Here is a 25,277-nt window from a genome sequence, read left to right on the forward strand (position 1 = left end):
GCGACGCAGCAAAAAAAGAATGGAAAGAAGCCGTTAAGTAGTTGAAATGACTGCGCTGTCATGAGTATCTAACCTGGGCTTTACATCTCGTTTTGAAAACGTTTACAGTCCACTTCAATTGCAGTCATGACCGCGGAGGGGCGGTGCAATGGCGCGAACGGCCGTCACCATCAAAGATGTGGCACGCGAGGCGAAGGTATCCGTCGCCACGGTGTCGCGCGCGCTGAACGGACACGACAACGTGGCCGAAACGGTGCGTCGCCACGTCGTGGAAACCGCCGACCGCCTGCGCTACCAGCCGCACGCCGCCGCCCGCAGCCTCAGCAGCCGCCGCACCCAGACCATCGGCGTGGTCCTGCCGGACCTGTACGGTGAATTCTTCTCCGAATTGATCCGCGGCATCGACCAGGTCGCCCGCGCACGCCGCCAGCATCTGCTGGTGTCCAGCTACCACGGCCATCCGGAAGAGCAGGGCGAGGCGCTGCGCGCGATGCGTGGCCGCGTCGACGGCCTGCTGGTGCTGTCGCCGTACGCGGATCGACCCGGCTTCCTCACCGACAACCTGCCTTCGGCGCTGCCGGTGGTGCTGATCAACACCCAGCTCGACGGCGCGCCGTATCCGGTGCTGAGTATCGACAACTACGGCGGCGCCCGCGCGATGACCGAGCATCTGTTGCAGGCCGGACATCGCCGCATCGCCTTCATCGGCGGGCCCGACGACAACTTCGACGCGCGCGAACGCCTGCGTGGCTATCGCGATGCGATCGCCGGCAAGGGCGAGGCGTGGGAACTGCCTGGCGACTTCAGCGAAGCGACCGGCTACGAAGCCGGCAAGCAGATCGTTTCTTCGAAACAGCGCCCGGATGCGGTGTTCGCCGCCAACGACATGATGGCGCTGGGATGCCTGTACGCATTGAACGAAGCGGGCGTGAACGTGCCCGATGAAATCGCATTGGCCGGCTTCGACGACATCCCGCTCGCGCGCTTCGTTCACCCGCCCTTGACGACGATGCGGGTCAGCATTGCCGAACTGGGCGGTCACGCGATGACCCGCCTGCTGGATGGCATCGATGCGGAGAACAGCATGTCGAATGAAGCGCAGACCCTGGTGCCGGACCTGATTGTCCGGGAATCGAGTGGAGGACGTACCCGAGACGGGAGGCCACAGGCGCAGCCATAACCCGGTTTTTTTTAAGCCGATTTTGTAATCGATTTCAGAAGCAATCGAGTCAACTGACTGCAAGTCCACTGCCTTGGGAGGGAGAGTCATGAGGCACCCGGAAACTCGCAACCGCCGTTTCGCCCGCAGGATCCTGTCCTGCGCGCTCGCCAGTGGCCTGGCGATGAGTGCGTCGGTGGTGTATGCGCAATCGACCAGCGCCACCTTGCGCGGGTCGGTCCAAGCCGAGTCCACGGTCACTGTGACCAACCTGGGCACCGGCCTTACCCGCTCGGTGAAGGCATCCAACGGCAACTACAACATTGCCGGCCTGCCGCCGGGCAGCTATCGCATCGACGTGGTTTCCGGCGGGCAGAGCACCAGCCGCAATCTGACTCTGGCGGTGGGCCAGACCGCTACCCTCAACCTCGCGACCGCCGCCGCGACCCCGCCGATTGCGGGCGAGGCGACGACGTTGGACACGGTGAGCGTGACCGCGCCGCCGGTGATCGTCGAAACCAAGACCTCGGAAATCGCGACCTACGTGAGCAGCAAGCAGATCGAGGCGCTGCCGCAGAATTCGCGCAACTTCCTCGCCTTCGCCGATACCGTTCCCGGCATGCAGTTCATCAGCAGCCCCAATGGTTCGGAAAGCCAATTGCGCAGTGGTGCGCAGGGCTCGAGCAACATCAACGTCTTCATCGATGGCGTCGGCCAGAAGAACTATGTCACCCCGGGCGGCATCACCAGCCAGGACGACAGCCGCGGCAATCCGTTTCCGCAGTCGGCGATTGGCGAGTACAAGGTCATCACATCCAACTACAAGGCCGAGTACGACCAGATCAGTAGCGCCGCGGTCACTGCAGTCACCAAGTCGGGTACCAACGAGTTCTCCGGGAGCTTCTTCTGGGACCGTACCTCGGACAGCTGGCGCAAGCCAAACGTGGTGGAAGAAAAGCGCGGCTACAAATCGCCGGAGGTCACCGAACAATACGGCGTGACCTTCGGTGGGCCGATCATCAAGGACATGCTGCACTTCTTCCTGTCCTACGAGGCCAAGGAGTTCATCGTCCCGCGCAACGTGACGCCGCCGGCCGTGTTCGATCCCAGCGTGCTGCCTCCGGAGCTTGCCTCGATATACGGCGGATACAGTGTTCCCTTTAACCAGGATCTGTACTTCGGCAAGCTGAGCTTCCAGCCCAGCGATGCGCATCTGTTCGAATTGACCCTGCGCTACCGCAAGGAAGATTCCATCAGCCCGGGCAGCGATATCAGCGCCCCCTCGTTCTCGACCAATTTCGTCAACGACGAGAAGCGTGGCGACCTGCGCTACCAGTTCAGCTCGACCAACTGGCTCAACGACGCCCATATCACCTTCGAGGAAGCCGCGTACAACCCCAGTCCGGTGACCGCCGGGCCGGGCTTCCGCTACACGATCGTGGATCCCAACAATCCGACCGGCAATCCGCGGCTGGGCGTACTCAACCTCGGAGGCGGAGCCACGTTCCAGGACAAGGGCCAGAAGGGCTTCGGATTCCAGGACGATCTGACCTATTTCGGCTTCGAAGGCCACACCCTGAAAATGGGCGTGAAGTACAAGGATGTGAAGCTCAACGCGTTCCAGCAGAACCCGCCCTATCCGCAATACTATTTCGACGTCAACGAAAGCCTGACCCAGCCCTATCGCGTCGAGTTCACCGCGCCGCTGGCCGGTCGCGCACCGTTCGTCGAGTCCAAGAACAAGCAATTTGGCATCTATATTCAGGACGATTGGGAGGTCAACGACAAGCTGACCCTCAACATCGGCCTGCGCTGGGACTACGAAAAAAATCCCAGCTATACCGACTATGCGATCTCCGACGATCTGATCGCAGCGCTGCAGAACTGGGCCAACATCCAGAATACGGATTTCAACGTCAGCGATTTCATTCCCAACGGGAAACGCAAGGATTTCAAGGACGCCTGGCAGCCACGGATCGGTTTTTCCTATGATCTCTTCGGCGATCAGCGGCACGTGATATTCGGTGGTGCCGGACGGGCCTACGATCGAAATCTGTTCGATTTGATGGCGCGTGAATATTACGCGGGCGCCTTCACGTCATACGAGGTCAACTTCCCGACGCCGCTGCACTCCTGCGATCCTTCGGCGACCTGCATTCCTTTCGATCCCGCAATGCTGACGCCAGCTGGAATCGCCGCCTACCTTGCCGCCAATCCGAGGCAGGGAGGAGAGGTCAACCTGCTGAACAATGATCTGAAGACGCCGTACTCGGATCAGTACAGCCTGGGCATGCGCAACCTGTTCCAGTTGTGGGGCCACGAGTGGAATTCCTCGGTGACCCTGTCGCATATCGTCAGCAAGGACGGCATCTATTTCCGGCTGGGCAACCGCTGGGAGGATGGTTCCTTCTTCCGCAATCCTGGCGCGACCTGGGGCGGGCAGCCATGGACGGTCGGAATACCGGGATACGGCTCGCTGATCCTGGGCGACAACGGTATCGAGTACAAACTGAACTCGCTGCTGATATCGCTCGACAAGCCCTATACCGCAGAGTCGGGGTGGGGTTTCAACCTGGCCTATACGTATAGCGACGCCAAGGAAAACCGCACCAATGCCTCGAACGGCGAGACCTTCTATGGTGACGGCCCGCGATTGACCAGCCGTTACTACATGTCCACGGGCGTGCCGAAGCATCGCCTGGTCCTGTCCGGCATCTACGATCTGGGTTGGAACACCATGCTCAGCGGCAAGCTGGTGCTGGCAACGCCGACGCCGCGCGACGCCACCAATTGCAATGACGCGCCTTCTGCCGACTTCTGTTTCTACGATCCGTTCGAGCCGGAAGGGACGATCGGCTACAAGCAGTTCGATATGGCGCTGGAGAAGCGCTGGGACACCGGGACGGATCTGCGCTTCAAGATTCGCGCGGACCTGCTGAATGTCTTCAACTGGCGTAACTGGAACCAGTTCGAAGGCTGGCGCGGTGGCCCGAACGAGGCACGCAACCCGAAGTTCGGAAAACGCAACGGCGACGAGATTCTGTGGCCGACGCGCACGTTCAAGCTTTCGTTCGGACTGGATTGGTAAGGCGAGACCCAGGTGCCGGCATCCAGGGGATGCCGGCGGCCGGCCGAAAAAAAAAATTTGCTCTGACATGTAAACGATTTCAAACGAGGCCCACCCACACGAATGCCCCGCAACCCCGAGATTTTCGAATGACAGCGCTGTCCGTCGCGCCGTGCGCACCACCGCATGGCGACGGAGGCGAACCGCGGTTCCGGCTTCGCGTCCGGGGCAGCGGTTGACGGCTAGACGAGTACGCATACGCAACACCTGACACTGTTCCAAAACAACACGCCGTGAAACACGACCACACATCTGGAAACATGACATGACACATCGCAATCGAAGCGCTTCCCGCCCCAACCGCACGCTGCTGGCGTGTGCGTTGGCGAGCTGCCTGGTGATGAGCACGCCCGTATTCGCCCAGTCGACCGGCGCCACGCTACGCGGCCAGGTGGCCGGTGCGGCGGCGAACACCGAAGTCGTCGCCACCAACGTTGCCACGGGCGCGGTTCGCCGTACCCAGACCACCGCAAGCGGCACCTATACCTTGGTCGGCCTGCCGCCAGGCACCTACACCGTGCAGGCCGGTGGCGCTTCCCAGACCGTGACCCTGGCGGTGGCCGCCAGCTCGACCCTGAACCTGGACTCCGGCGCGCCGGTGGCGGCGCCGTCCGGCGAAGCCACCAACCTGGACACGGTGACGGTGTCGGCACCGCTGCTGCGCGACGTGCGTACCTCTGAAGTCGGCAACACCATTTCCCAACGCCAGATCGAAACGCTGCCGCAGGCGACCCGCAACTTCCTGGAGTTCGCCGACACCATCCCGGGCATGCAGTTCAAGATCAACAATCAGGGTGTGGCCGAACTGCGGAGCGGCGTGACCAACACCAGCTCGACCAACCTGTACATCGACGGCGTCAGCCAGAAGAGCTATGTCGAACGTGGCGGCATCGCGGGTCAGCAGCAGAGCGCGGGCAACCCGTTCCCGCAGCTGGCGATCGGCGAATACAAGGTCATCACCTCCAACTACAAGGCCGAGTACGGCCAGATCAGCGGCGCGGCGATCACCGCGGCGACCCGTTCGGGTACCAACGAGTTCGAAGGCGAGTTGTTCTATCACTACACCGACGAAGGCATGCGCGAGAAGCTGCCCAACGAGTGGAACAAGAAGAAGGGCTCGTCGCAGATCAAGGAATGGGGCCTGGCGGTGGGCGGCCCGATCCTGAAGGACCGGATGCATTTCTTCTTTGCCTACGAGAACAAGGAGAACATCTACGCGCAGACGGTCCAGCCGTCGGCAGAGTCCGGCAATGTCGGCGATCTTCTGCCTGCGGACCTGCGATCCCAATTCGGTGCCGCCTATGTTCCGCTGGACGAGGATCTGTACTTCGCGAAGCTGAGCTGGGATCTCAACGAACGCGACCGCCTGGAACTGAGTGCCCAGTACCGCGACGAAACCCAGGCCGGCAATATCGGTGGCCAGGACACGCCGGAGCACGGCCAGCAACGCATCAACAAGGACGAGCGTTCCAACCTGCGCTGGCAGCACAGCGGTGATCGCTTCTTCAACGAGTTGATCGTCACCACCGAGCGGACCGAGAACAACCCGAATCCGTTCGGCTTCGGCAACGGCCGCAAGATCGCCTGGCTGCAGGATACCGGCCAACCGGAGCCGGCAGAGCGCGCGTTGATAAACCTGGGGCCCGCCGACGGCTTCAGCGTCAAGAGTGCCATCCAGAAGGGCTGGTCGATCCAGGACGACCTGACCTTCAACAGCTTCCAGTGGCATGGTGATCACACCATCAAGATGGGCGTCAGCTTCAAGTCCATCGACCTGACGTCAAGTGATGGCCAGCCGTACAACCCGCAGTTCACCTACGCCTTCGATCCCGTCACCGGCGTGGTGTCGGACATCCCGTACCGGGTGGAATTCCTGGCGCCGTTCGACGAGCCGGGACAGTCGGCGCTGATCAAGACCGATGCCAAGCAGTACGGCTTCTACATCCAGGACGACTGGCAGGTGAATGAGCACCTGATGCTGAACCTGGGTATCCGCTGGGATTACGAGGACGTGCCGGCCTATACCGACCACGTGACTTCGCCGACGTACCTGGCGGCGTTGTACGGCCCCGATCCGGACAACCCTGGGGAGCCGTGGATCAATCGCTGGCTGAAGGGTGGCAAGGACGCGTTGAATCCGGCCGACTACATCAGCAATGGCCACAACCGCAAGGGCTTCAAGGACGCCTGGGCGCCGCGCTTCGGCTTCTCCTATGACATCTTCGGTGACGAGCGCCACGTGATCCACGGCGGCGCGGGACGTTCCTACGACCGCAACCTGTTCAAGGATCTGGCGCTGGAGAAGACCAAGTCGGCGGTGTCGCTGGTGCGCTTCGAGTTCCAGGACCCGCTCACCGGCCAGTGCGTGCGCGAACCCGCCAGTACGGGACGCTGCCTGCCGTGGGATCCCGCTTATCTCGGCGGCATCGACGTGCTCGGCGAGGCCATCGCCGGCCGCGGCGGCGCGGAAGTCTTCATGCTCAACAACAAGCTGAAGACCCCGTACTCCGATCAGTTCAGCCTGGGCATCACCAACCAGATTGGCGAGTGGCTGTCGGACGTGACCATCCAGCGCATCATGTCGCGTGATGCGTTCGGATTCACCCTGGCCAACCGCCATCCGGACGGTTCGTTCTTCAGCAACGGTGGCGCGCCGTGGGGCGGCACCGTGCCGGGCTATGGCGGCACGATCGTCGGCGACAACGGCGTGGAGAGCAACAACACCCAGATCCTGCTGTCGCTGGAGAAGCCGTACACCAAGGCTTCGGGCTGGGGCGTGAACTTCGGCTACACCCATACGCAGGGGCGCCAGAACAGCACCAATGCGGAAGATCCGTTTGCCTATTTCGACAAGTCACGCCTGGGCTACGTGCCGTTCGTGAAGTCGGGCAACGCGCCCAAGCATCGCTTCACCGCGTCCGGTTCAATCGATGGTCCGTGGGGCATCACCTTCGGCGCCAAGATCGTGCTGGAGACGCCGACCCCGCGCAACACCATCGCCTGCTTCGGCTACACGGCATGGGACGGCTCGAATTGCCAACTGGTGGGCTTCACCCCGCCGGCCAACGGCAAGTTCCTGATCGGCGGCAAGATTTTCAGCTACCGCACGGTGGACTTCCAGGCGACCAAGGAGTTCGCGATGCCGGGAGACACCAAGCTGACCATCCGGGCGAATCTGTTGAATGCGTTCAACTTCAAGAACTACATGGATTACTCGTACAACAGCTTCGGCAGTGGCGGAAACTACGATCCTGATATCTCGATCAACACGCGCGGCAACATCTACTACTTCCCGCGTACGGTGAACGTCGAAATCGGATACAAGTTCTGACGGCCGCGCCGCGGCATCCTCTCTCCGGGTGTCGCGGCAACGCCTTGCAATGGTCTTCCCGCGTTGCGCCCGCCGCTCCCGGAAAACGGGAGCGGCGGGACACGCAGGCTCCTCCCGTTTCCACGAACCCGCAACATGAATCCACAGTCCCTGCGCAACATCGTGATTGTCGGCGGCGGTACCGCCGGCTGGATGGCCGCCGCCGCGTTCGGCCGCGTGCTGGGACCGGATTACGCCATCACCCTGGTGGAATCCGAACAGATCGGCATCGTCGGGGTGGGCGAGGCGACCGTCCCGCACATCAAGGCGTTCAACCAGTTGCTGCGTATCGATGAGGCCGACTTCGTCCGCAGTACCCAGGGAACGTTCAAGCTCGGCATCGAGTTCGTCGACTGGTACCGGAACGGCCACACCTATATCCATGGCTTCGGCCAGGAAATCGGCCATCCCTATGGTCTGCTGCCATTCCAGCAGTACTGGTTCAAGGCACACAAGGCCGGCATGGCCCAGTCGCTGGATGCCTATACGCTCAACAGCCTGGCCGCGCGACGTGGCCGGTTCATGACCGGCGCCAGCGACGTACCGGCGGATTCACCGCTGGCCAACATCGCGTACGCCTATCACTTCGACGCCGGTCTCTACGCGAAATACCTGCGCGCATATTCCGAGCGCCTCGGCGTGAAGCGGGTCGAAGGCATTGTCGATCAGGTCATCCTGGATTCCGGGAACGGACACGTCCGTTCGCTGCGCCTGCGTTCGGGCGAGGAAGTGGCCGGCGATCTGTTCATCGACTGCTCCGGTTTCCGTGGCCTGCTGATCGAGGAAGCGCTGCATACCGGCTACATCGATTACACCCATTGGCTGCCCTGCGATCGCGCGCTCGCGGTGCCGTGCGAGAAGGTGGGACCACCGACGCCGTTCACCCGCTCGACCGCGCGCAGCGCCGGCTGGCAATGGCGCATTCCGCTGCAGCATCGCACCGGCAACGGTTACGTCTACTCCAGCGCGCACATCAGTGACGACGAGGCGGCGGCCACGCTGCTGGCCAACCTGGACGGGCGTGCGCTGGCGGACCCGCGCCCGCTGCGTTTCACCACCGGTCGCCGCAGGAAGTGCTGGAACCGCAACGTGGTCGCGCTTGGCCTGGCCAGCGGTTTCATGGAGCCGCTGGAATCCACCAGCATCCACCTGATCCAGTCCGGCATTTCCAAGCTGCTGGAGCTGTTCCCGCGCGAAGGTTTCAACGAGGTGCTGGCGCAACGCTACAACGACCAGCTGGCGTTCGAGTTCGAGCGCATCCGCGATTTCCTGGTGCTGCACTACAACGCCACCGAGCGCGACGATTCACCGTTCTGGCGGCAGTGCCGCGACATGTCGATACCGGACAGCCTGACCGCCAACCTGGATCTGTTCCGCGACAGCGGGCGGTTCTTCCGCAACGCCAGCGAGATGTTCGCCGAGATCAGCTGGGTGCAGGTGATGATCGGACAAGGCATCGAACCGCGCGGATGGCACCCCTTGGTCGACCGCGTCCCGGACGCGGATCTCAAGCGGCTGATGGAAAGCGTGGCCGGCACGATCAGCGCCTGCGTCGACGCCATGCCGGAACACCAGCGGTTCATCGACCGCCATTGCAAAGCCGAACCGGTGTCGTTCTGATGCGCCGGTTTTCCCATTCCCACGACTGAGCCGCGAATGCGGCATCCTGAAGGGCAAGCACCGATTCGAAATGAAAACGTTTACAGGCAAAATGGGCCACACCGGGGCCAGGGAAAACCGGAATGGGACATGGCTGGCGGGCCTGCTGGTGGTCCTGCTGGCGGCCTGCAACCGCGCACCCGCGCCGGCCGAAGCGCCCAAGGCGACGGCCGCGAAACCGGCGCCGGCGGCGGTGAAGAAACCGGAGAAACCGGAGCTGCCGCCGCTGTTCCGCGACATCGAGCGGCGCACGTTCCAGTTCTTCTGGGACACCACCAATGAACTCAACGGGCTGACGCCGGATCGTTTTCCGTCGCGCCCGTTCGCGAGCATCGCCTCGGTCGGCTTCGCCTTGACCGCGTATCCGATCGGCATCGAGAACGGCTGGGTCAGCCGCACCCAGGCGGTGGATCGCACCCTGACCACGCTGAAGTTCTTCCGCGAGCTGCCGCAGGGACCGCAGCCGGAAGGCAAGGGTGGCTACAAGGGCTTCTACTATCACTTCCTGGACATGCAGACCGGCCATCGCTACGCCAGTTGGGTGGAGCTGTCGAGCGTGGACACCACGCTGCTGATGATGGGCGTGCTGTTCGCGCAGTCGTACTACGACCGCGATGATCCGCGCGAGAAGGAAATCCGCGATTTGGCCGACGCGCTGTACAAGCGGGTGGACTGGACCTGGCTGCAGAAGAACAAGCCGCTGGTGTCGATGGGCTGGTTCCCCGAGAGCGGGACGATCCCGCACGACTGGAAGGGCTACAACGAGGCCATGATGCTGTACGTGCTGGCGCTGGGTTCGCCGACCCATCCGGTTGGTCCGGAAGCCTGGGAAGTGTGGACACGTACCTACGGCGAGTCGTGGGGCGTCTACCAGGGACAGGAATACCTGACCTTCGGTCCGCATTTCGGCCACCAATACAGCCACGTCTGGATCGATTTCCGCGGCATCCAGGACGCCTACATGCGCGAGCGCGGCATCGATTATTTCGAGAACAGCCGCCGCGCCACCTACGCCCAGCGCAGCTACGCCATGGAAAACCCGATGAAGTGGCGCGATTACGGCGAGAACGTGTGGGGCCTGACCGCCAGCGATGGTCCGCAGCAGACCCTGCAGGAGTACCGCGGCGAACAGCGACAGTTCCGCCACTACTCCGCGCGCGGCGTAGGCTTCCGCGAGAACTTCGACGACGGCACCATCGCGCCGACCGCGGCGATCGCCTCGCTGCCGTTCGCCCCCGAGATCGTGATCCCGGCGACCGAGCAGATGCACAAGCGCTACGGCGAGCATCTGTATTCCAGCTATGGCTTCCTGGATGCGTTCAATCCCAGCTTCGACTTCGACATCCCGCTGAAGGCCGGGCGCATCGTGCCGGGGCAGGGTTGGGTGGCCAGCGACTACATCGGCATCGACCAGGGACCGATCCTGACCATGATCGCCAACTACCGGAACGGTTTCGTCTGGGAAGTGATGAAGAAGAATCCGTACATCCGCAAGGGACTGGAGCGCGCCGGGTTCGAAGGGGGCTGGATGACGCCCGAGGGCGCGCCCATCCAGGTGCCGGCCAACGCCGACCCCGAGGCCGCCGCCGCGCGTGCCCTGGGTACGGCCGAATCACGCGCGGCGCAGGCCGCCGAGCAGCAATCCGAGGCGCCGGCACGCAACCAGACCCCGCAATAAGTAAGCTGTCCGCATGGCAAGGTTCTCTCCGGCACGCATCAGGCATCCCTCGGGTGGTGGGGGCTGCCTGGTGCGCTGCTGTCTTTTCCTGCTGGCGCTGGCGGGCGTCCTGCTGTCCGCTGGCTGCGCGCGCGAGGACGGCCGCGAGAAAGTGACCTTCTGGGCGATGGGCCGCGAGGCCGAAGTGGTCGCCGAACTGGTCACCGAGTTCGAACGCGAGAACCCCGGCATCGACGTGGAGGTGCAGAACATCCCGTGGACGGCCGCGCATGAAAAATTGCTGACCGCGTTCGCCGCCGACGGCCTGCCGGACCTGTGCCAGCTGGGCAACACCTGGCTGCCGGAATTCGCCGCGCTGGGCACGCTGGAGCCGCTGCAAGCCTACGTCGACGGCTCGAAGGTGGTGGAGCAGGCCGATTACTTTCCCGGCATCTGGGACACCGCCGTGGTGGACCGGCAATTGCTGGGCGTGCCGTGGTACGTGGACACCCGCTTGCTGTACTACCGCAAGGATCTGTTGCGCCAGGCCGGCTTCGACAAGCCGCCGGTCACCTGGGCCGAATGGGAACGGGCGATGGCGGCAATCAAGCGCAACGCCGGCCCGGATCGTTACGCCATCCTGATGCCAGTCAACGAATTCGAGCAGCAGGTTTCGCTGGCCTTGCAGATGCCGGACCCGTTGTTGCGCGATCACGACAACCGCGGCAATTTCCGCAGTCCCGGTTTCCGCCGTGCGCTGGGTTTCTACGCCAACATGTTCGAGCAGGGCTGGGCGCCGAAGATGTCCGAGACCCAGATTTCCAACGTCTGGGACGAATTCTTCAATGGCTTCTATGCCTTCTACCTGTCCGGTCCCTGGAACATCCGCGAATTCAGGAAGCGCCAGCCCGCCCATCTGCGCGATCAGTGGGGCACGATGCCGCTGCCCGGTCCGGACGGCCTTGGCGCGGGCATTGCCGGTGGCACCAGCCTGGTGATCTTCCGCAGTTCCGAGCGCAAGGCGGCGGCGTGGAAACTGATCGAATTCCTGTCGCGGCCGGAGATACAGCAGCGTTTCCACGCGCTGATCGGCGATCTGCCGCCGCGACGCAGCACCTGGGTGCATCCGGCGCTCGCCAATGACGAATACGCGCGCGCGTTCCGGGATCAACTGGAGCGGGTCGAACCCACGCCGAAGGTGCTGGAGTGGGAACGCATCGCCCAGGAAATGCGGGTGGTGACCGAACAGGTGGTGCGCGGCGGGCAGAGCCAGGAGCGGGCGGTGGAGGATCTGGACGCGCGCGTGGATGCCATCCTGGAGAAGCGCCGCTGGATGTACGAGCGCGACCATCCCGCCACGCAAGGGGCACAGCCATGATGCGGCGGACTTCGGTGGCCGGCTGGGTGTTCGCCGGGCCGGCGCTCATCGTGTTGGCGGTGTTCTTCGGCCTGCCGGTGTTCTCGGCGCTGCTGCTGAGCCTGACTGATTTCGATCTGTACGCGCTGGCCGATGCCGACAATCTGCGTTTCGTCGGCCTGGGCAACTACGGGGAACTGCTGCGCTCGCCGATGTTCTGGAAGTCGCTGTGGAACACGACGTACTTCGTGGTTGTCGGCGTGCCGTTGTCGATCGCGGTTTCGCTGGGCGCGGCGATGCTGCTCAACGTGCCGGTCGCGCGGTTCAAGGCGCTGTTCCGCACCGCGCTGTTCGCGCCGGTGGTGACCACGCTGGTGGCGGTCGCGGTGATCTGGCGTTACCTGTTCCACACGAGCTACGGGCTGGTGAACTGGGCGCTTGGCCACTTGGGCATCGCACCGATCGACTGGTTGGGCGATCCGCGCTGGGCGATGCCGACCATCATGCTGTTCGCGGTGTGGAAGAACTTCGGCTACAACATGGTCATCTTCCTGGCCGGCCTGCAGGCGATCCCGCAGGATCTCTACGAGGCCGCGCGCATCGACGGCGCCTCCAAGTGGCGACAGTTCCTGCACATCACCTTGCCGATGCTGGGACCGGTGTTGCTGGTGGTCGGCGTGATCACGGTGTCCGGCTACTTCCAACTGTTCGCCGAACCCTACGTGATGACCCGCGGCGATCCGCTGCAGAGCACGGTGAGCGTCCTGTACTTCATGTTCGAGGAAGGCTTCAAGTGGTGGCGGCTGGGCCGCGCCTCGGCGGTGGCCTTCCTGTTGTTCCTGATCATCCTGGCGGTGACCACCGTGATGCTGCGCCTGGGGCGCAGGAAGGATCTGGTATGAGTCGTCATGCCGTTGCGCGCGAGGTCGGCGCGTCCCGCTGGCAAGGCTGGTTGGTCAACGGCGCGCTGCTGGCGCTGGCGCTGATCAGCCTGGCGCCGCTGCTGTGGATGGTGTCGGTCTCGTTCATGCCGGCCGGCGAAGCCAGCCGGTTCCCGCCGCCGTTGCTGCCCTCGGGGGCGACCCTGGCGAACTACCACGAACTGTTCGCGCGTACCGGCATGGCGCACAACTTCGCCAACAGCCTGCTGGTGTCGGGCGCCATCACGGTGGGCTCGCTGCTGGTCAACACCATGGCCGGCTATGCGTTCGCCAAGCTGCGCTTCACCGGCCGTGACCGGATCTTCCAACTGCTGCTGGCCGCGCTGGTGATTCCGGCGCAGGTGGCGATGCTGCCGCTGTTCCTGCTGATGAAGCAGTTGGGGTTGGTCAACAGTTTCGGTGGCGTGATCGTGCCGGCGCTGGCGACGGTATTTGGCATCTTCCTGGTGCGCCAGTATGCGCGCAGCATCCCCGACGAACTGCTGGAAGCCGCGCGCATCGATGGCGCCAGCGAGTTGCGGATTTTCTTCCAGGTCGTGCTGCCGATGCTCAAGCCGGTGCTGGTGACACTGGCCATCTTCACCTTCATGGCGGCCTGGAACGACTTCATGTGGCCGCTGATCGTGCTGACCGACCAGGCGCATTACACCTTGCCGGTGGCGCTGGCCTCGCTCTCGCGCGAACACATCATGGACGTGGAAATGATGATGGCCGGCGCGGTCATCACCGTGCTGCCGGTGCTGCTGCTGTTCCTGCTGCTGCAGCGCTATTACATCCAGGGCCTGCTGCTGGGCAGCGTGAAGGGCTGACGGATTCATTGCCCGCAATCCGGTGTAGGAGCGACGTCAGTCGCGATTCGGGATGGCTGGCCTGCTGGTTGCGGGCAGGTCCTTAAGGAGGGCGGTCGCGACTGACGTCGCTCCTACAAGGGCAAGCGAGCGACCCTTTCGACTGTGGGAGCGACGTGAGTCGCGATTCGGGATGTCTGGCCTTCTTTCCGGCCTGTCCTTGAGCAAGGCGGTCGCGACTGACGTCGCTCCCAAAAGGCAAGTGGGCGATCGTTTCGACTGTGGGAGCGACGTGAGTCGCGATTCGGGATGTCTGGCCTTCTTTCCGGCCTGCCCTTGAACAAGGCGGTCGCGACTGACGTCGCTCCCACAAAGGCAAGTGAGCGATCGTTTCGACTGTGGGAGCGACGTAAGTCGCGATTCGGGATGTCTGGCCTGCTTCTTTCCGGCCTGAAGCAAGACGGTCGCGACTGACGTCGCTCCTACAAGGGGCCAGGCGGTAGAGTATCGGCATGTCGATGGGCGAACGCGGTTTCATCCCGATCTGGCCGCTGCCGCTGGCAGCGGCGCTGCTCTTGCTGGTGGCCACGCATCTGGCGTTGTGGCTGTCGATCCAGGCCGGACATGTGCCGGCCTGCGTGCCTTACTGGGAGGGATGCACGTCGATCAGCCGGGCGGCGCGGCACGGGCTGGGCAATCATCTGTTCCGGTTGCTGGTGATTCCGTGCGCGGTCCTGCATGGCGCGACCTGGTGGGTGGCCGGACGTTGGTTGCGGGATGATGGAGGCAAGGCAGCCAGGCGGTGGATGCTGGCGCTGGGACTGTTTTCCGCGTCCGCGCTGGCGATCTACGCGACCTTCCTCGGCACCGAAGGCGAGGTCTACGGATTCCTGCGGCGCTACGGCGTGACCGTGTATTTCGGTTTCGGGTTCCTGGCCCAATTGCTGCTGATGCGGCGGGCGAGGGTGCTGCGTCTAATGCCGCCAGCGACGCTGAAGGCGATGGCCGTGCTGTGCATGGCCATGCTCGGTCTGGGCGTGGGCAATGTCGTGGCCGGTGCGCTGGTCGCCGACGATGCATTGCGCGACCGCATCGAGAACGCGCTGGAGTGGCAATTGGGCCTGCTGCTGGTCGGCTGGCACCTGCTGCTCGCGCGCGGCTGGTGGCGCGCGCGATTCGGCCTTCGGCTGTATCGGGGAGAGGAGCCGTTGTAGGAGCGACGTCAGTCGCGACTGTAGACCTGGCGTACCGGGAACCTTACCGCGCCCCCGGGGATGACGGTCGCGACTGACGTCGCTCCTACAACAGCAACAGGGGAAGGGGTCGGGAATCAGCCGCGCACGCGGCGGACGATGGCGGCGGCCTTGGCCGAGCTTTCGCGGACCTTGTCCCATTCGCCGGCTTCCAGCCAGTTCTTGGGCACCATCCAGGAGCCGCCGATGCAGACCACGTTCGGTTGCGACAGGTAGTCGGCGGCGGTGTCCTCGCCGATGCCGCCGGTGGGGCACAGCTTCAGCTCCGACAGCGGGCCGGCCAGGCCCTTGAGCATCGCCAGTCCGCCGACGGCGGAGGCGGGGAACAGCTTGCATACCCGGAAGCCGCGCGCCATTAGCGACAGCAGTTCGGTCGGCGTGGCCGCGCCCGGTACCACCGGGACGTCCGCATCGGCCAGCGCGTCGGCCATCTCGGTCGTGGTGCCCGGCGTGACCAGGAAGTCCGCGCCCGCGTCGATGGAGCGCTGCATCTGTTCGACGGTCAGCACGGTGCCGGCGCCGATCACGATGTCCGGCAGTTCGCGCTTGAGCATCGCCAGCGCTTCCATCGCCACCGGCGTGCGCAGTGTCAGTTCGATGGCCGGCAGACCGCCGGCCAGCAGTGCCTCGGAAACCCGGCGTGCCTCGTCCAGTGTATGCACGGTGACGACCGGCAGGATGCCGGCGGCGCGGAGGAGTTGTTCGGCTTTCTGTTGGCGGGCTTCGATGGTCATGGCGTATTCGGGTGGAGGCGTTGTCGCGGGAGTGCGGAGTGACGCTCAGGCGTCCTTGGCTTCGTGCGGGGCTTGGGCGGCGTGATCGGCATCGCCGAGTTCGTATTCCGAATCGTATTCCCAGGTGCCGTTGTGGTACGGCGGCCCGCAGGAAATCGACAGCGCGCCCTGGTCGGCCGGCGTCACCACGTCGCGGCTGACCGCGAACAGGTTGCGGCCGATGTCCAGCGCGGCGGGCGAGGTGTTCGGCGCCAGTTCGCGCGCGTTCCATTCCTCCGCCGGCACCAGTGCTTCCAGCACGCCGGCTTCGGCGTCGAGGCGGACGAGATCGCCTTCGCGCAGCTTTGCCAACGGGCCGCCGCGGGCGGCTTCCGGGGTCAGGTGGATGGCGGCGGGAATCTTGCCAGAGGCGCCGGACAGGCGGCCGTCGGTGACCAGCGCCACGCGCCGGCCCTGGTTCTGCAGCAGGCCCAGCAGCGGCGCCAGCGAGTGCAGTTCCGGCATGCCGTTGGCGCGCGGTCCCTGGTAGCGCACCACCGCGACGAAGTCGTGCGGCAGCACGCCGGCGGCGTGCAGCTTGTTGAGCGCGCGCGGATCATCGACCACCACCGCCGGCGCTTCGATGAAGCGGTACTCGGGCTTGACCGCCGAGGTCTTGATCAGCGAGCGGCCGAGGTTGCCGCGCAGCAGGCGCAGGCCGCCCTGCGATTCGAAGGCGCTGGCGACCGGGCGCACCACTTCGGGGTCGGCGCTTTCGGCGATGCCGGGCGCGTAGGTGAGCCGGCCGTCCTGCAGGCGCGGTTCCTCGCAGAACGCGCGCATGCCGCCGGGAACGATGGTGGGCAGGTCGTGCATCATTCCGGCGTCGAGCAGTTCGCGGAACACGAACTGGGTGCCGCCGGCGGCGGCGAAGCGGTTCACGTCGGCCTCGCCGTTGGGATACACGCGGGCAAGCAACGGCACGGTGCGCGAGATCAGATCGATGTCATCCCAGGTGAGGACGATGCCGGCCGCGCGCGCCACCGCCACCCAGTGGATGGTGTGGTTGGTGGAGCCGCCGGTGGCCATCAGCGCGGCCATCGCGTTGACGATGGCGCGTTCGTCGATCAGGTGGCCGATGGGCCGATAGTCGTCGCCGAGCGCGGTGATGCGCAGGGCGTGTTCGGCGGCGGCGCGGGTCAGCACATCGCGCAGCGGCTGGTCCGGATTGACGAACGAGGTACCCGGCAGCTGCATGCCCATCGCTTCCAGCAATACCTGGTTGGAATTGGCGGTGCCGTAGAAAGTGCAGGTGCCCGGCGCGTGGTAGCTGGCCGACTCGGCTTCCAGCAGTTCCTCGCGGCTGGCCTCGCCGGCGGCGTAGCGTTCGCGTACCTCGGCTTTCTTCTTGTTGGGAATGCCCGGCGTCATCGGCCCGGCGGGCACGAACACCGCCGGCAGGTGGCCGAACGCGAGCGCGCCGATCAGCAGGCCTGGCACGATCTTGTCGCATACGCCCAGGTACAGCGCGGCGTCGAACATGTCGTGGCTCAGCGATATCGCGGTGGCCTGTGCGATCACGTCGCGCGAGAACAGCGACAGCTCCATGCCGGGACGACCCTGGGTGACGCCGTCGCACATCGCCGGCACGCCGCCGGCGACCTGCGCGGTGGCGCCGAGCGAACGCGCGACGTCGCGGATCAATTCCGGATAGGTCTCGAACGGCTGGTGCGCCGACAGCATGTCGTTGTAGGCGTTGACGATGCCCAGATTCGGGGTGGCGTCGGTGCGCAGGCGATCCTTGTCGGTCGGTCCGCAGGCGGCGAAGGCATGCGCCAGGTTGCCGCAGCTCAGGCGGCTGCGGTGCGGCCCGGCGGCGTTGGCCGCGTCGATGCCGGCCAGGTACGCGCGCCGCAAGGGCAGGCTGCGTTGGCGGATGCGTTCGGTGACTTCTTGGATGCGCGGATGCAGGCTCATTGGCGTCGGCTGGACTGCGAAAGGACGAGTGTGCGCCGCTGGCCGTGGGCAGGGCGTCGTCGGTGTCCACGCAGCGGCGCGTGCCGGACTGCGCCTTGCCGGGGCAGGGCAAGCATGTGTCCGGCCTGCACGCGGGTTCCAGGCCGACGTCGCCGCCGATGCGTGGCGGACAACGGAGAACCCCTCAACTTTCTACCTTTTGCGCCGGCAAAGAAAGTGACCAAAGCCAGACCAGCCCGCCATGCGGGCGGTCGGCGTTATCGGCGCGAGGCGCCGTAGGCTTCCACCGCGATCGCCGCCGCGCCGAGCAGGCCCGGACGCGGATGGACGATGGCCAGGGTCGGCACGCGCGCCATGTTGGCGGAGAAACGTCCCTTGTGCTCGAAGCGCTGGCGGAAACCGGAGTGCTGCAGCGAGGTCAGCAGTTTCGGCACCAGCCCGCCGGTCAGGAACACGCCGTCCCACGCGCCGAGGGTCAGCACCAGATCCCCGGCGACCGCGCCGAATACGGCGCAGAACACGTCGATGGTGTTGTTGCTGCGCGCGTCGCCGGTGGCCGCGCGCGCGGTCACGTCGGCCGGCTGCAGGTTGCCCGGATCCTCGCCTGCGATCTCGCTGAGCGCGCGATGCAGGTTGACCAGGCCGGGGCCGCAGATCAGGCGCTCGATCGAGACGCGGCCGAACTGCGCCGACAGGCGTTGCAGGACTTCGATTTCCTGCGGCGTGCCCGGCGCGAAGCTGACGTGGCCACCTTCGGTTTCGAGCGGGAAATTGCGGCCGTCGCGGATGATCAGGCCGCCCACGCCCAGTCCGGTACCGGGGCCGATCACCGCGTAGTTGCGGTTGACCGGCTGCGGATCCGGCGTCCAGTCGGGAATACCAATCGCGACCACGTCCTGGCTGCCCAGCAGCGGCAGCGCCATCGCCTGGGCGGCGAAATCGTTGACCAGGCGCAGGTCGTCGAAGCCCAGCGCGTCGCGGGTGCGCGACAGCGAAATGACCCACGGATGGTTGGTGATGCGCGCCTCGTCGCCGTCGACGCGGCCGGCCACGGCGAACACGCCGTTGCGGATTTCCAGACCGGACTGTTCGGCGCCGACCTCGTCCAGATAGTGCTGGGCGGCATCGGCCAGCGACGGGAAATCCGCCACCGCGAAGCCGCGCACGCTGTCTTCCAGCAGCGGCGCGGCGGCGCTGGCGTCGGCCAGCGCGAAGCGTGCATTGGTGCCGCCGATGTCGGCGAGCAGGACCCGGTTATCGGTGCTCATGCGGGGTGATTACTCTTGAAGGGGTCGTGGCCGCAAAAAGTAGTCCGCCGCATTCGCCTCAGTCGTCCTCGTTGGTCAGTGCGTCGCCATGGCTGGCCACGACCTTCGCATAATAGCGTGCACTGTCCTTCGGTGTACGGGTCTGGCTGTCGAAGTCCACGTGGATGATGCCGAAGCGCTTGGAGTAGCCCAGCGACCATTCCAGGTTGTCCAGCAGCGACCAGACGTAATAGCCGCCGATGTCGCAGCCGGCCTCGATGGCCGCGTGCACCGCGCGCAGGTGCTGGCGCAGGTAGCTCAGGCGCAGCGGATCGCGCACGCGGCCGCGCTCGGCCTTGGGCGGATCGAAGAAGGCGGCGCCGTTCTCGGTGATGAACACCTTGGGATTCCCGTAGCGGTCCTTGACCCAGGTGAGTGTATCGGTCAGGCCCTGCGGGAAGACCTCCCAGCCGGTCTCCGTATACGTATGCTGCGTCTGCCGGACCGGCGAGACCTTGAGCGGCCAGTTCGACTCGTCGTGGCGGGACACGTTGCGGGTGTAGTAGTTGACGCCGATGAAGTCCAGCGGCTGGCGGATCAGGTCCATGTCCGCCTGCGGCCATTTCGGCCAGGCCTCGCCGAAGATTTCGCGCAGTTCTTCCGGATAGGTGCCGAAGAACACCGGGTCCAGGTACTGGCGGTTCATGTACGCCTCGGCGCGGCGGGTCGCGGCCAGGTCCTCGGGGCTGTCGCTGGCCGGGTACTTGGGCTCGATGTTCACCACCAGGCCGATCTCGTGCTTGCCGATGGCGCGGTAGGCCTGTACCGACTTGCCGTGCGAGCGCAGCAGGTGGTGCGAGGCGATCGGCGCCTCGAAGCGGTTGCGGTGGCCGGGCGCCAGCGCGCCGTGCAGATAGCCGCCGTCGGTGACCACCCAGGGTTCGTTGAGCGTGGCCCAGCGCTTGATGCGGCCGTCCAGGCGCTTGAACATCACTTCGCTGTATTCGGCGAACCAGTCGGCGATATCCGGGTTCAGCCAGCCGCCGCGGTCGTCCAGCGCCGCCGGCAGATCCCAGTGGAACAGCGTCGCGGTGGGCTGGATGCCGTTCTCCAGGAGCGTGTCGACCAGCCGCTCGTAGAAGTCCAGGCCCTTCTGGTTGATGCGGCCGCGGCCCTCGGGCATCACCCGGCTCCAGGACACGCTGAAGCGGTAGGCCTGCATGCCCAGTTCCTTCATCAGGCCGATGTCCTCGCGCCAGCGGTTGTAGTGGTCGCAGGCCACGTCGCCGGTGTCGTTGTTGAGCATGCGGCCCGGGGTGTGGGCGAAGCGCTGCCAGATGCTGGGACCGGCGCCGTCGGCCAACGGGGAACCCTCGATCTGGTAGGCGGCGGTGGCGCTGCCCCAGATGAAGTTCTCGGGGAAACGATAAGACTTCGACATGGCCCCTCCGGCGGTGTCGGCAAATTTGAGAAAAGTGGGGGTGATTGCGTTGTGAAAACGATTACATGGCAGAATAACCCAACTTCCCGGGTTGGGAAATGGGAAGGTGGTCATTGAGTGACGGCGTGCATTCGTATGCAGGCCGCTGCACCGGGAGGGGCCCGGCGGCAGGTCCGACAACACGGTGGCGCAGGCCGCCCGGGAGAGCAGATGGCGAGTGTGCGGCTGGACAATGTCCGCAAGGTCTACGGCAACGGCCAGGTGGCCGTGCACGGGGCGAGTTTCGAGGTCGCCGACGGCGAACTGATGGTGTTGGTCGGCCCGTCCGGCTGCGGCAAGTCGACCCTGCTGCGGATGATCGCCGGGCTGGAGGAAATCTCCGGTGGCACGCTGTCGATCGGTGACCGGGTGGTCAACGAGGTCGCGCCCAAGGATCGCGACATCGCCATGGTGTTCCAGAACTACGCGTTGTATCCGCACATGACGGTGGCCGAGAACCTGGCCTTCGGATTGAAGCTGCGCGGGCATCCGCGCGCGGTGATCGAACAACGGGTCAATGCCGCCGCCGACACGCTGGGCCTGGGCCAGATGCTGGACAAGCTGCCGCGCGAGATGTCCGGCGGCCAGCGCCAGCGGGTCGCGCTGGGACGGGCACTGGTGCGCGAGCCGGCGGTGTTCCTGCTCGACGAACCGCTGTCGAACCTGGACGCCAAGCTGCGCCATTCGATGCGCACCGAAATCGCGCGGCTGCATCGCCAGTTGGGCGCGACCATGATCTACGTGACCCACGATCAGGTCGAGGCGATGACCCTCGGCCAGCGCATCGTGGTGCTCAAGGACGGCCAGATCCAGCAGATCGACACGCCGATGGCGCTGTATGAGCATCCGGCCAACCTGTTCGTCGCCGGCTTTCTCGGCAGCCCGGCGATGAACGTGCTGCACGGACGCCTGGAGCATGCGGGAGGGCTGCGGCTGGTGCTCGACGCGGGCCTGTCGATTCCGCTCGGCGACGCGCGGGTAGGCGAGGACTGGCTGGGCAGGACAGTGGCGATGGGCGTGCGGCCGGAACATCTGCAACCGGTGGCACCGGACGAGGCCGGTTTCGACTCGCTGGTGGAAGTGGTGGAGCCGGTCGGCAGCGAAGTATTCGTGAACATGACCCTCGGTCCCCATGCGCTGGTCTCGCGGTTGCCGCCGCGACAACTCCCGCGCGCGGGTGCCGGCCTGCGCCTGGCGGTGGATCCGGCGCACCTGCATTTCTTCGACCCGGAAAGCGGTCGCCGCCTGCGGTGAACCCGCGAGGCGGGCCCTGGCCCGGCTTCGCCGTCGCTTGCCTGTCCGCCGCAGGCAACAAAATCTAGCCTCAGAACGTAGCGGCAGCGGATTCCATCCGCCTCGTGCCCGTCCTAGCCTCGTGCGCAAGGTTTGCGAATATCCGTCACGGGAGAGGGGCCAGTGCGGAAGAGGGACAGGAGATGGGCGCGTGCGCGATTCCGCGCCGCGCTGCGCGTCGGCCTTGCGCTGCTGGCGTTGCTGGCCGGCGCCTGTGACGGACCGGGCGCGGGCCGCAGGATCGTGCTGATCGGCGGGGTCGGCAGCGAGGGCCCCGGGCGGCATGCCTATGCCGAGGGTGTGCGCCGGCTGGCGGCGATGCTGGGCGAATCGCCGCAGGGGCGTGGCGCCGAGATCGTCGTGTACGAACGGGGCTGGCCGGTGGATCCCGCCGCGTTGCGGGGCGCTTCGACCGTGGTGCTGTATTTCGATGGACTGGACCGGCACCCGCTGCGTGATGCCGCGCATCGCGAACAGTTGCGCGAATTGGTCCGGCAGGGCGTCGGGGTGGTCGCACTGCACCAGGCCTCCACCGTGCCGGCCGACGATGCGTCGCTGGATCTGCGCGCCTGGCTGGGCGCCGAACGCGTGGGCATGTTCGATCGCACCACCGAGACCGCGACGGTGTCGCCCGCCGATGCCGCGCACCCGATCCTCCGTGGGGTGGATGCGTTCACCTACCGCGACGAGTTCTATCCGACCCTGCGCTTTGCCGCGAGCGGCGTGCGGCCGGTGCTGCGCAGCACCCTGCACGCGCAGTACCGCGATGGCGCGGCCATGGTGGAGGACCGCGCCGAAACGGTCACCGTGGGCTGGGCCTACGAACGCCCGGACGGCGGCCGTTCGTTCGGTTACAGCGGCGCGCACTTCCTGGCCGCGCTGGAGCAGCCGATGTTGCGGCGGGTGTTGTTGAACGCGATCCTGTGGACCGCCGGCATCGAGGTTCCCGACGACGGCGCGCAGTCGCCGGCTCCCGCCACGCCGGCGCCGCCTGCGGCCACCGGCACTTCCCGCGCGGTCACCGCGTCGGTGCGTGACGTCACCACGTTCCATGCGGATCGTGGTCGCAGTGGCTGGCATCGCCATGGAACCGCGCCAACGCGGGCCCAACTGGAAGATCCCTCGTTCGGCCTGCTGTGGGAATCGCCGCCGCTGGACGCCTACGAAGGCCAGGCGCCACGCCTGTACGCCTCGCCGTTGTACCTGGAACAGGTCCGCATGAGCGAAGGCCAGCATCGCGGCCAGACCTTCAAGGTCGTGTTCGCCGCCAGCAATCATGGCTACGTGTATGCGATCAACGCCGGCAAGGCCGGCGACGTGGCGCCCGGGCGCATTCTCTGGCGCACGCGGCTGGCGCCACCCTGTCACCTGCAACCCGCGCCGCTGGATGCGGTGCCGACCGGCGTGTTGAGCACGCCGGTGATCGACACGGCACGGGGGCGGATCTATGTCACCAGTTGCGCTCCGAAGGAGCGCTGGCAGGCGTATGCGCTGGACATCGGCAGCGGCAAGGTCATCGAGGGTTGGCCGGTGCGACTGGACGAGGCGCGCTTCAACGCGGTCAACGCCAATGCCGGCCCGTCGCCGGTCCCGCCGAAACGGCGTTTCGATTTCCGCGTGCAGCGTGGCGCGCTCAACCTGAGCCCGGATGGTTCACGGTTGTACGTGACTTTCGGCGAGACCGAAACCGGCTGGCTGGTTGCGGTCGATACGCGGCGTCCACGGGTGGCCAGCGCGTTCGCCTCGGTGGCGATGCCGCATCGCGGCAGCGGCGGCATCTGGGGCGCGGGGGGACCGGCGATCGACGCGACGGGCGACGTGTTCGTGGTCACCGGCAGCGGTTTCGACGGCTATCGCGACCAGCCGCATGACTGGACCCAATCGGTCCTGAAACTGTCCGACTCCGCCGATGCCGGCCTGCGACTGCGGGGCACCTACACGCCGTTCAATCATTGCGGCAGCGCGAAGATGGATATCGATCTGGGATCCGGTGGCGCCAGCCTGCTGGCGGATCTGGAGCCCGCGCAGACCACGACGACGCGCCTGATGGTGGTCGGCGGCAAGCAGGGCAACGCGTACCTGCTGGACCGCGATCATCTGCCCGGAAAACTGGACCAACGCCCGGCCTGCGGCGGAAGCGCGGCCAGCGACGGTTCGTTGCTGCCGCCGCAGCGGCGACCGCAGTTCGCCGGGCGCGGACCGCTGAGCGTGTTTGGTCCGTACTCGGAGCAGGACGCGGCGATGGATCAGGCGCGCGGCCGTTCGGTGCCCGCGTATCACCGGGACGATAGCGGCGCGATCCATGTCTACATGACTGGCAACACCCGGCGTGCCGAAGGTTCGGCGGACGCGGTCCCGCCGTCGCTGGTCAAGCTGCGCGTGGTGACCGCGCCCGGACAGCCCGCGCACCTGGCGATCGCGCGCCGGCAGATGGAACTGGTCTTCATCAATCCCGGGTCGCCGGTGATCAGCAGCGACGGCGCGCGGGATCCGATCGTCTGGGTCCTCGACGAGAACGCCCGCCGCTCCGCGCCGCTGGCCGGCCCCGGCGCGCCCGCACCGGTCCTGTACGCGCTGGAAGGCCACACGCTGGATCTGTTGTGGAAGAGCGCGCCGGGCCAGTTGCACACCTCGGGCAAGTACAACGAACCGGTGTTCGCCCATGGCGCGGTGGTGGTGGGGACGGATCGGATCCAGGCATTCGGTCCCGGCGCGCCCGCACGCGTGCCGCCGAAGGTCGTCGCCGATGCCGCGGGTGTTTCGCAAGCCCCGGCGGCGGCCGACTCGGGACTGGATGGGGAGGCCCTGTTCAAGCAACGCTGCGCGACCTGCCACGATCATCCTCAGGGCAACATCCCCCCACGCACGCTGCTGGAAAGCCGCAGCCGCGCCTACATCGTCGACACACTGACCCACGGCGCGATGCGCGCGCAGGCGGCGGGACTCAGCGCGAACGATATCGATGCGATCGCGGGGTATCTGGGCAAGCGTTGAGGGCTCCGGACAAAGCAAAGGCAAATCCCCCTCGGTCCCCCTTTTGACCAGCCATTCGGCTGTTGGGAAGCGCTGCAAAGGGAGAGGAAAGGCGACGTCGCAGGCGGCGGGCCTCGGTGCGGATGATATGGATGCGCTGGGTGTGGCGGAGCGTGGGATGCCCCCTTTGCAAAGCTTCCCAACAGCCGAATGGCTGATCAAAGGGGGCGGGCACCCGCGTGAGCGGGTGGCGGGGGATTTGCTTTTCGCACGGAGCCCAAAA

15 protein-coding genes are annotated in these 25,277 nt (G+C 65.6%); 11 read left to right on the forward strand and 4 right to left on the reverse strand.

Annotated elements, in window-relative coordinates; all coding sequences use genetic code 11:
* Positions 1-148: 148 nt before the first annotated feature.
* The 9 genes from ACTJI2_RS06470 to ACTJI2_RS06510 all read left to right on the forward strand — a co-directional run bounded on the left by ACTJI2_RS06470 (position 149) and on the right by ACTJI2_RS06510 (position 15,272).
* Positions 149-1,180: a LacI family DNA-binding transcriptional regulator gene (locus ACTJI2_RS06470; RefSeq protein WP_318288924.1), complete on the forward strand. Its 1,032-nt coding sequence runs from the start codon at positions 149-151 to the stop codon at positions 1,178-1,180.
* A gap of 88 nt (positions 1,181-1,268) precedes the next feature.
* Positions 1,269-4,247, forward strand: coding sequence for a TonB-dependent receptor (locus tag ACTJI2_RS06475; RefSeq protein ID WP_318288925.1), 2,979 nt, complete (start codon positions 1,269-1,271; stop codon positions 4,245-4,247).
* A gap of 304 nt (positions 4,248-4,551) precedes the next feature.
* Positions 4,552-7,617, forward strand: coding sequence for a TonB-dependent receptor domain-containing protein (locus ACTJI2_RS06480; RefSeq protein WP_203321817.1), 3,066 nt, complete (start codon positions 4,552-4,554; stop codon positions 7,615-7,617).
* Positions 7,618-7,752: 135 nt separating this feature from the next.
* The gene (locus ACTJI2_RS06485) at positions 7,753-9,276 is read left to right on the forward strand and encodes a tryptophan halogenase family protein (RefSeq protein ID WP_318288926.1); all 1,524 of its coding nucleotides are present in this window, start codon (positions 7,753-7,755) and stop codon (positions 9,274-9,276) included.
* A 91-nt stretch (positions 9,277-9,367) separates the two neighbouring features.
* Positions 9,368-10,993: a glucoamylase family protein gene (locus ACTJI2_RS06490; protein ID WP_318288927.1), complete on the forward strand. Its 1,626-nt coding sequence runs from the start codon at positions 9,368-9,370 to the stop codon at positions 10,991-10,993.
* A 13-nt stretch (positions 10,994-11,006) separates the two neighbouring features.
* Positions 11,007-12,350 (forward strand): sugar ABC transporter substrate-binding protein, encoded by a 1,344-nt coding sequence (locus tag ACTJI2_RS06495; protein WP_440841491.1) that lies wholly within the window; start codon positions 11,007-11,009, stop codon positions 12,348-12,350.
* The gene (locus ACTJI2_RS06500) at positions 12,347-13,231 is read left to right on the forward strand and encodes a carbohydrate ABC transporter permease (protein WP_318288929.1); all 885 of its coding nucleotides are present in this window, start codon (positions 12,347-12,349) and stop codon (positions 13,229-13,231) included. Before ACTJI2_RS06495 ends, ACTJI2_RS06500 begins: the two co-directional genes overlap by 4 nt.
* On the forward strand, positions 13,228-14,079 hold the full coding sequence (locus ACTJI2_RS06505; RefSeq protein ID WP_183641890.1) for a carbohydrate ABC transporter permease: 852 nt from the start codon (positions 13,228-13,230) through the stop codon (positions 14,077-14,079). Before ACTJI2_RS06500 ends, ACTJI2_RS06505 begins: the two co-directional genes overlap by 4 nt.
* 491 nt (positions 14,080-14,570) lie before the next feature.
* Positions 14,571-15,272, forward strand: coding sequence for a hypothetical protein (locus ACTJI2_RS06510; RefSeq protein ID WP_440841493.1), 702 nt, complete (start codon positions 14,571-14,573; stop codon positions 15,270-15,272).
* A 116-nt stretch (positions 15,273-15,388) separates the two neighbouring features.
* Here the strand turns inward: ACTJI2_RS06510 and ACTJI2_RS06515 are convergent, their stop codons facing one another.
* The 4 genes from ACTJI2_RS06515 to ACTJI2_RS06530 all read right to left on the reverse strand — a co-directional run bounded on the left by ACTJI2_RS06515 (position 15,389) and on the right by ACTJI2_RS06530 (position 20,689).
* Complete coding sequence (locus ACTJI2_RS06515) at positions 15,389-16,045, reverse strand: bifunctional 4-hydroxy-2-oxoglutarate aldolase/2-dehydro-3-deoxy-phosphogluconate aldolase (protein WP_192197705.1); 657 nt, start codon at positions 16,043-16,045, stop codon at positions 15,389-15,391.
* A 45-nt stretch (positions 16,046-16,090) separates the two neighbouring features.
* A complete protein-coding gene (edd, locus tag ACTJI2_RS06520; protein ID WP_318288931.1) occupies positions 16,091-18,001 on the reverse strand; it encodes a phosphogluconate dehydratase in 1,911 nt (636 codons plus the stop codon).
* Positions 18,002-18,258: 257 nt separating this feature from the next.
* Entirely contained in the window at positions 18,259-19,269 is a 1,011-nt protein-coding gene (gene glk, locus ACTJI2_RS06525) for a glucokinase (RefSeq protein ID WP_183641878.1), read from the reverse strand.
* 58 nt (positions 19,270-19,327) lie between these two features.
* The gene (locus tag ACTJI2_RS06530) at positions 19,328-20,689 is read right to left on the reverse strand and encodes a GH1 family beta-glucosidase (RefSeq protein WP_318288932.1); all 1,362 of its coding nucleotides are present in this window, start codon (positions 20,687-20,689) and stop codon (positions 19,328-19,330) included.
* Between the two features lie 210 nt (positions 20,690-20,899).
* Here ACTJI2_RS06530 and ACTJI2_RS06535 point away from each other — a divergent pair, with 210 nt between their 5' ends.
* Together ACTJI2_RS06535 and ACTJI2_RS06540 are read left to right on the forward strand one after the other, a co-directional pair.
* Positions 20,900-21,982, forward strand: a complete 1,083-nt coding sequence (locus tag ACTJI2_RS06535) for an ABC transporter ATP-binding protein (RefSeq protein WP_318288933.1) — start codon at positions 20,900-20,902, stop codon at positions 21,980-21,982.
* Positions 21,983-22,144: 162 nt separating this feature from the next.
* Positions 22,145-25,015 carry a ThuA domain-containing protein gene (locus tag ACTJI2_RS06540; protein ID WP_440841495.1) on the forward strand — a complete coding sequence of 957 codons (2,871 nt, stop codon included), beginning with the start codon at positions 22,145-22,147 and terminating at the stop codon, positions 25,013-25,015.
* Positions 25,016-25,277 lie beyond the last annotated feature (262 nt).

It is taken from the genome of Pseudoxanthomonas sp. 22568 (assembly GCF_052044485.1).
Lineage (GTDB): Bacteria > Pseudomonadota > Gammaproteobacteria > Xanthomonadales > Xanthomonadaceae > Pseudoxanthomonas_A > Pseudoxanthomonas_A beigongshangi.

Excerpts from the sequence above, each read along its gene's own strand:
- edd (WP_318288931.1), bottom strand. The coding sequence starts at position 18,001 with ATGAGCCTGCATCCGCGCATCCAAGAAGTCACCGAACGCATCCGCCAA.
- ACTJI2_RS06535 (WP_318288933.1), top strand. The coding sequence starts at position 20,900 with ATGGCGAGTGTGCGGCTGGACAATGTCCGCAAGGTCTACGGCAACGGC.
- ACTJI2_RS06515 (WP_192197705.1), bottom strand. The coding sequence starts at position 16,045 with ATGACCATCGAAGCCCGCCAACAGAAAGCCGAACAACTCCTCCGCGCC.
- ACTJI2_RS06490 (WP_318288927.1), top strand. The coding sequence starts at position 9,368 with ATGGGCCACACCGGGGCCAGGGAAAACCGGAATGGGACATGGCTGGCG.
- ACTJI2_RS06470 (WP_318288924.1), top strand. The coding sequence starts at position 149 with ATGGCGCGAACGGCCGTCACCATCAAAGATGTGGCACGCGAGGCGAAG.
- ACTJI2_RS06495 (WP_440841491.1), top strand. The coding sequence starts at position 11,007 with ATGGCAAGGTTCTCTCCGGCACGCATCAGGCATCCCTCGGGTGGTGGG.
- ACTJI2_RS06510 (WP_440841493.1), top strand. The coding sequence starts at position 14,571 with ATGTCGATGGGCGAACGCGGTTTCATCCCGATCTGGCCGCTGCCGCTG.
- ACTJI2_RS06485 (WP_318288926.1), top strand. The coding sequence starts at position 7,753 with ATGAATCCACAGTCCCTGCGCAACATCGTGATTGTCGGCGGCGGTACC.
- ACTJI2_RS06500 (WP_318288929.1), top strand. The coding sequence starts at position 12,347 with ATGATGCGGCGGACTTCGGTGGCCGGCTGGGTGTTCGCCGGGCCGGCG.
- ACTJI2_RS06475 (WP_318288925.1), top strand. The coding sequence starts at position 1,269 with ATGAGGCACCCGGAAACTCGCAACCGCCGTTTCGCCCGCAGGATCCTG.
- ACTJI2_RS06530 (WP_318288932.1), bottom strand. The coding sequence starts at position 20,689 with ATGTCGAAGTCTTATCGTTTCCCCGAGAACTTCATCTGGGGCAGCGCC.
- glk (WP_183641878.1), bottom strand. The coding sequence starts at position 19,269 with ATGAGCACCGATAACCGGGTCCTGCTCGCCGACATCGGCGGCACCAAT.
- ACTJI2_RS06480 (WP_203321817.1), top strand. The coding sequence starts at position 4,552 with ATGACACATCGCAATCGAAGCGCTTCCCGCCCCAACCGCACGCTGCTG.
- ACTJI2_RS06505 (WP_183641890.1), top strand. The coding sequence starts at position 13,228 with ATGAGTCGTCATGCCGTTGCGCGCGAGGTCGGCGCGTCCCGCTGGCAA.